Annotated in this window: 3 protein-coding genes; 1 reads left to right on the top strand and 2 read right to left on the bottom strand. The window is 69.0% G+C overall.

All coding sequences use genetic code 11. From position 1 onward, the window contains the following. Positions 1-424: 424 nt before the first annotated feature. Together G3N92_RS32205 and G3N92_RS32200 are read right to left on the bottom strand one after the other, a co-directional pair. Positions 425-1,975, bottom strand: coding sequence for a YifB family Mg chelatase-like AAA ATPase (locus G3N92_RS32205; protein WP_206131575.1), 1,551 nt, complete (start codon positions 1,973-1,975; stop codon positions 425-427). A 129-nt stretch (positions 1,976-2,104) separates the two neighbouring features. Then, a complete protein-coding gene (locus G3N92_RS32200) occupies positions 2,105-2,362 on the bottom strand; it encodes an accessory factor UbiK family protein (protein ID WP_206131574.1) in 258 nt (85 codons plus the stop codon). Positions 2,363-2,719: 357 nt separating this feature from the next. Between G3N92_RS32200 and G3N92_RS32195 the strand changes: the two genes are divergently transcribed. Then, positions 2,720-3,058, top strand: coding sequence for a P-II family nitrogen regulator (locus G3N92_RS32195; protein ID WP_006398175.1), 339 nt, complete (start codon positions 2,720-2,722; stop codon positions 3,056-3,058). The last annotated feature ends 202 nt before the right edge of the window (positions 3,059-3,260 follow it).

Genomic DNA, 3,260 nt, shown 5'->3' with positions numbered 1-3,260 from the left:
GCTCGTCGCGCGCGGCGCGCATGTCTATCAGGCCGTCGCGATCGCCGACGCGCCGCTGCCGGCCGACGCGCTCGATCAGTTCTTCGGCTCGTTCAAGCTCGACTGAAGGATGCGCGGGCGCCGCGCGATTTGTCGACGCATTGAAGGTCTGCCCGCAGGAAGCCGCGCTAATCGCCGGATTTGCCTGGACTTTTCCACTATCCACAGCGGGTGTGGATAACTTTGTTGACAACCTTCGCATCGCCCGGGCGCGCCTCGTGCCGCGTGCTTTCAAATACGTTTCATCGATTTTTATTTCTTAAAAAACGATTGACAATTCAGTACCTTGCGCCGGCCCTTACAGGCACGCGCGATGCGCAGTGCCTGCGGCTTTCGATGCCGGTAAATGTGTATAAGTCAAGTCTTGACAGGCCACTTTTTCGGCTCAAACCAGCTCGACGGCGCGCCGGTAGCGAATCGCCTCGCCGATCTGCGTGGCGTCCGGATCGGCGTCGCCGGCCAGATCGGCGATCGTGCGCGCAACTTTCAGTACCCGGTAATAGGCCCGTGCGGACCAGCGAAAGCGCTCGCCGGCCTCGCGCAGCAGCCGCTCGCCGGTCGCATCGGGGCGGCAGAACGCGTCCGTTTCGCGGCCGCTCAGCATCTGGTTGGTCTTGCCCTGGCGCGCCAACTGGCGCTCGCGGGCTGCGGCCACGCGCCGCGCCACGGCCGCGCTCGGCTCGGCGGGCGTGGCGCCGCGTTCGGCCAGTTCGGCCGGGGAGAGCGCCGGCAGCGCCACCTGCAGGTCGATGCGATCCATCAGCGGCCCGGACAGCTTGCGCAGATAGCGCGCGGCCACATCGGGCGTGCAGCGGCAGCGGCCTGACGGATCGCCGCGCCAGCCGCACGGGCACGGGTTCATGGCCGCCACCAGTTGGCAGGCGGCCGGGAAATCGGCCTGCAGCGCCACGCGCGAGATCGTGATGCGGCCCGCTTCCAGCGGCTCGCGCAGCATTTCGAGCACATGGCGGTCGAATTCGGGCAGTTCGTCGAGAAACAGCACGCCGTGGTGCGCGAGCGTGATCTCGCCGGGCTGCGGCGGATTGCGGCCGCCCACCAGCGCCGCCGCGCTCGACGAATGATGCGGCGTGCGAAACGGCCGCTTGCGCCATTGCGCGGGCGAGAAGCCGAGCCGGCTCGCCGACAGCAGCGCGGCCGAGGTCAGCGCCTCGTCGTCGGTCATCGGCGGCAGCAGGCCCGGCAGGCGCGCGGCCAGCATCGATTTGCCCGCGCCGGGCGGCCCGATCATCAGCAGGTGATGCGCGCCGGCCGCGGCGATTTCGAGCGCGCGCTTCGCGCCCTGCTGCCCGACCACGTCGGCCAGATCGGGGGCGGCGGCATCGGCTGCGACGTCGGACGGGGCGACGGCCACCGGGCTCAGGCGCGCGTCGGCGTCGCCGTTCAGATGCGCGCAGAGCGACGGCAGATCGGCCGCGCCGTAGACGGTCACGCCGGGCGCGAGCGCCGCCTCGGCCGCGCTGGCCAGCGGCAGGTACAACTCGGGCGCACGGGCCGGCGGCGGGCCGTCGAGCGCCAGCGCGCCGCGCGCGATCCCGCAGGCCACAGCGAACGCGCCGCGCATCGGCCGCAGCGCGCCCGTCAGCGACAGCTCGCCGGCGAATTCGCGCCCTTCGAGCGCGGCGGGGGGCAGATCGCCGTTCGCGGCGAGGATGCCGAGCGCAATCGGCAGATCGAACCGCCCCGATTCCTTCGGCAGGTCGGCCGGCGCCAGATTGACGGTGATGCGCCTGACCGGGAAATCGAAGCCGCAGTTCTGCAGCGCCGCGCGCACGCGCTCGCGGCTTTCGCGGACTTCGAGATCGGGCAGGCCGACGATCGCGAACGACGGCAGGCCGTTCGCGAGATGGACTTCGACGGTGACTTCCGGCGCACGGCCGGCAGCGGGCGCGCGCGAACGCACGACGGCAAGCGACATGAGGCACTCCGTGGGGCAGGCCCGCGGGCGGGGGGCCGCCCGGCGGGAGATTCCAGTGAGGTGCGCGCTTGCCGGCGTGGCGCGGGCGGGTGAAGCGGGGGAGCCGCGGCCCGGGCCGCGGCGGGACGATCAGAGGCCCGAGGGGCGCTCCGTGAGCTTGCGTTCCAGATCGGCCACGCGGCGCTCGAGCTCTTCGAGGCGCGCGCGGGTGCGGGCCAGGACTTGGGTTTGCGTGTCGAATTCCTCGCGGGTCACGAGGTCGAGCTTCGAGAAGCCTTGCGTGAGCATGGCCTTCACGTTGCGCTCGACGTCCTTGGCCGGCGAGTTTTTCAGCAGATCGCTGACGCGCGACTGCAGATCGTTGAAAACGTCGCTGGGTTGCTTCATGGGATTCCCCTTCTCTGCACAAAAAATGTGCAATTTTCGTTGCGTTCGTGCCCGCGATGCACGCATGAGCGGATTTGGTGCGTGCCGCGGACCCGTTTCCGGGCATCGCGCGCCCCGTTGCGGCGCGCCGGAGGCCCCGGATGTCCGTGCACTCTAACAACCTTCGATTACACGCGCCAGCAACGCGCCGCCATGCTGGCCGTTCGGTCGGGCTCCAGGCGGCCCCGGCATGACTTTCCGGCGATGAAAACGCGTTCGGCGCGCGACTTGGCACGCGAGTTGCTGAGTGTGTTCCGCTACCTACGGAACGCGCTTGGTCGGACCTCCGACCTGACAACCAGAAAGCGAGAGGACTTCATGAAACTGATTACCGCAATCATCAAGCCGTTCAAGCTCGATGAGACGCGCGAGGCGCTCTCGGCCCTCGGCGTCTCCGGCATCACGGTGACGGAGGTGAAGGGCTTCGGCCGCCAGAAGGGCCATACCGAGCTCTATCGCGGCGCCGAATATGTCGTCGACTTCCTGCCGAAGATGAAGATCGAGGCAGCGGTGTCCGACGATCTCGTCGACCAGGCCGTCGAGGCCATCGAGCGGGCGGCCCGCACGGGGAAGATTGGCGACGGCAAGATTTTCGTCACGCCGATCGAACAGGTTATCCGGATTCGCACCGGGGAGACGGGCGCCGACGCCCTGTAAATCAAACAGAACGACAAGCGACAAGAGGAAACCCAAGATGCGCAAACTTTTGATGTCACTGCTGATGGCCGGATCGCTCGTCGCGACCGGCATTGGCGCCGCGATGGCCGACGACGCGTCGTCCGCGCCTGCCGCCGCCTCGGCCGCCGTTGCTTCGGACGCCGCCGCCAGCGCCCCTGCCGCAGCGCCCGCACCGGCCCCA

Source organism: Burkholderia sp. Ac-20379, from assembly GCF_017104645.1.
GTDB lineage: Bacteria > Pseudomonadota > Gammaproteobacteria > Burkholderiales > Burkholderiaceae > Burkholderia.
Note: the sequence above shows the minus strand (reverse complement) of the source record. Positions and strands in the feature narration are given on the sequence as shown.